Raw genomic sequence first — 2,503 nt, forward strand, 5'->3', positions numbered from 1 at the left:
CAATAGCAACTTGCTGATTGGCTTTTAAGGTACCTATTAGTTCAATTTTGGCGGTAACGGGCTGTTCTGCAACCCGCACTGTGGTGACTACAGCGCTGCGCTGTGCAAGCACAGACATTGGCATTAATGCGACCAACAGCCATAAACCAACGTTAAGCCATCCAGAGTATGTGTTATTAAGCATGCTTTTTTATTCCTTTTTCTAGGCTTGGCTTAGTTTACCTGTTTACTGGCACCAGACTATGTCAATAAACCAGTAAAGTGTAACAAAGTGTGGCGAAAACCCAGTGCTCACGGCTTTGCACCACAGGCTTAGCTCAACATTCATCCCAACCCTCGACAAAATCCAAGCGCCCCTACAGCTAGGCTTTTCAACATGATACCCTTACGGTAATCTCTTTTATTGGCTAATGGCGACACAAGCCTGTGCGCTTAGCCCACTGTAAAAAGACCTATAATCATGAGCCAATCTGCAGCAGCACCCAGTTTTTTGTTTCACGACTACGAAACCGCCGGCCTTCACCCAGCCTATGATAGGCCGGTACAGTTTGCCGCTATTCGTACCGATGCCGAGTTAAACGAAATTGGCGAGCCGTTAATGCTGTATTGCAAGTTGCCCAGCGATTATCTGCCCTCACCAGAAGCCACATTAATTACCGGCATTACCCCACAAACAGCACAACAAAAAGGGGGATGTGAGGCTGAGTTTATTCACCATATTCACGATCAATTTAGCCAGCCAAATACCTGTATTTTGGGTTATAACAATCTTCGTTTTGACGACGAAGTGACCCGTTTTACTTTGTATCGCAACTTTTATGATGCCTACGCCTACAGTTGGCAACAGGGTAATTCGCGCTGGGATTTATTAGATGTGGTGCGCGCCTTTTATGCACTGCGCCCCGAGGGCATTCAGTGGCCAACCGATGACGACGGCAAGCCCAGCTTTAAGTTAGAGCGATTAACCCAAGCCAATAATATTGACCATGGTGATGCTCATGACGCCTTAGCCGATGTCAGGGCCACCATTGCTATCGCTAAATTATTGCGCCAAGCACAGCCTAAATTGTTTGATTATTTATTTGAACTAAGAAGCAAGCATAAAGTAAAAGCGTTAATGGATGTGGTGAATAGCCAGCCATTAGTGCATGTGTCGGGTCGGTTTTCATCTTGGCAAGGCTGCGCTAGCTGGATTGCGCCGCTGGCGTGGCACCCAGATAATGCCAATGCGGTTATTTGCGTTAACTTGGCCATGGATCTTACGCCCTTAATTGAACTAAGCCCCGAGCAATTACACGAGCGTTTATATACTAAACATACCGAGTTAGGTGACCAATTACCGGTGCCAGTTAAGCTGGTGCACATCAATAAGTGCCCAGTGCTGGCGAAAGCTGGCGCACTCACGGAGCAGCGCGCCGATGAGCTCGGTATTGATCGCGCCCAGTGTCGAAAAAGTCTGGATTTACTACGTCGCCACCCCGAGATCCGCGAAAAAGTCGTGGCTTTGTATCAAATTGCCCCTGACTTTGCCCCCATTACAGATGTAGACGGCGCCCTGTATGAAGGGGGCTTTTTTGGTGCTGCCGATAAAGCCGCCATGGACATAATACGTAGCAGCCAGCCCGAAGCACTGGCAGATATGGGGCTGCAATTTAATGATGAGCGCCTGCCCGAGCTGTTATTTCGCTACCGAGCGCGCAACTATCCGCACACCTTAACTGAGCAAGAGTGGCAACGCTGGCGTCAGCATTGCCAAGACAAGCTCACCAATCAGGCTGAGCCCTATATGCAGCGCTTAGAGCAATTAGTCATGGCGCACCAAGAAGATGAAAACAAGTTAGCCTTATTACAAGCGGTGGCGCGTTATGTTCAGTCTTTATAAGTCTTCTGCTTTTATATTAATACGTGGCTTTGTGGTGTTACTGGCGTGTCTACAAGCCGGTAATGGGTTGGCCAGCCTGCTGCCTGTTGATTTTCCGGGCAGCATTTTAGGCTTATTTATTCTGTTTACCTTGCTCAGCACCCAGTTAGTGCCCCTCACTTGGGTATATGACAGCGGCCAGTTGATATTGCGCCATATGGCAATATTGTTTATTCCGGTGGCCGCGGGGTTATTGGGGTATGTCGATGTCCTCAGCGAGGGCATTGGGCTAATTATTAGCTCTGCCTTTATCGGCTTGGTGCTTATTTTACTGGTCGTCGGCCGCCTTTATCAGAGGATGCAAGCATGATGATATGGTTAGCTATTCCCCTTACGATATTGCTGTATTTGCTGGTTAAAAAGCTGGGGCGATACTACAGAAGTCCACTTATTAACACCATTATGCTGCCCGCATTAATTATTATCGCTTTGTTAGTGCTCACCGGCCAAGATGGCAGTGACTACCAAACCGGTACTCAACCCCTTACTAGCCTACTAGAGTTAGCCGTAGTGGCGTTTGCCCTGCCTTTATATCAACAGGCTGCCAAAATTCGCAAACAATGGTGGCCCATAGTGCTGTGT

At 48.1% G+C, this 2,503-nt stretch carries 3 protein-coding genes and 1 pseudogene; 3 read left to right on the forward strand and 1 reads right to left on the reverse strand.

Going from position 1 to position 2,503, the window contains the following annotated elements; translation table 11 throughout:
* Positions 1–184 (reverse strand): annotated as a pseudogene (locus tag ACTHY5_RS11800) (efflux RND transporter periplasmic adaptor subunit); the annotation flags it as partial.
* Positions 185–460: 276 nt separating this feature from the next.
* Here ACTHY5_RS11800 and sbcB point away from each other — a divergent pair.
* The 3 genes from sbcB to ACTHY5_RS11815 form a co-directional block, all read left to right on the forward strand.
* Positions 461–1,882, forward strand: coding sequence for an exodeoxyribonuclease I (sbcB, locus tag ACTHY5_RS11805; RefSeq protein ID WP_441879956.1), 1,422 nt, complete (start codon positions 461–463; stop codon positions 1,880–1,882).
* Complete coding sequence (locus ACTHY5_RS11810) at positions 1,866–2,231, forward strand: CidA/LrgA family protein (protein WP_441879959.1); 366 nt, start codon at positions 1,866–1,868, stop codon at positions 2,229–2,231. The genes sbcB and ACTHY5_RS11810 overlap by 17 nt, the downstream gene beginning before the upstream one ends.
* A partial coding sequence (locus ACTHY5_RS11815; protein WP_441879962.1) for an LrgB family protein occupies positions 2,228–2,503 on the forward strand: 276 nt, incomplete at its 3' end. The genes ACTHY5_RS11810 and ACTHY5_RS11815, both read left to right, overlap by 4 nt.

The sequence above is a fragment of the Oceanisphaera sp. genome, assembly GCF_052084945.1.
In the GTDB taxonomy this organism is placed as follows: domain Bacteria; phylum Pseudomonadota; class Gammaproteobacteria; order Enterobacterales; family Aeromonadaceae; genus Oceanimonas.

Bases quoted from the DNA above. Each gene is read 5' to 3' on its own strand.
- sbcB (WP_441879956.1), top strand. From the start codon at position 461: ATGAGCCAATCTGCAGCAGCACCCAGTTTTTTGTTTCACGACTACGAA.
- ACTHY5_RS11810 (WP_441879959.1), top strand. From the start codon at position 1,866: ATGTTCAGTCTTTATAAGTCTTCTGCTTTTATATTAATACGTGGCTTT.